Origin of the sequence: Pseudomonas sp. O39 (genome assembly GCF_045447295.1) — a bacterium.
In the GTDB taxonomy this organism is placed as follows: Bacteria; Pseudomonadota; Gammaproteobacteria; order Pseudomonadales; family Pseudomonadaceae; genus Aquipseudomonas; species Aquipseudomonas antarctica_A.
Genome location: NZ_JBJGXV010000097.1, coordinates 1 through 228, shown reverse-complemented (window position 1 = coordinate 228; position 228 = coordinate 1). Strand labels below are relative to the sequence as shown.

1 protein-coding gene is annotated in these 228 nt (G+C 53.5%); it reads left to right on the top strand.

Annotation, left to right across the window (positions count from 1 at the left end; translation table 11 throughout):
- Window positions 1–215, top strand: a 215-nt coding sequence (locus ACI77D_RS29465; RefSeq protein WP_407018124.1) for a hypothetical protein, incomplete at its 5' end; no start/stop codon positions are given.
- Window positions 216–228 lie beyond the last annotated feature (13 nt).

Here is a 228-nt window from a genome sequence, read left to right as displayed (position 1 = left end):
TTTTGAAGCTGAAACTCAATCAAATGTGGGAGCTGGCTTGTCGGACCGCCGAACCGCTGCGATGGCATCAATTGGGTATGCCTGATGTACCGAGGTGTCTGCATCGCAGGCAAGCCAGCTCCCACAGAAAAGCAGCCCTGTTTTTGATCTGCTTTTGCCCTGCTTTCGCTTCTACCACTCAGGTCGGCTTTCAGGCCGCCGTGCTCTGCTTTTGATCTGCTGTTGATC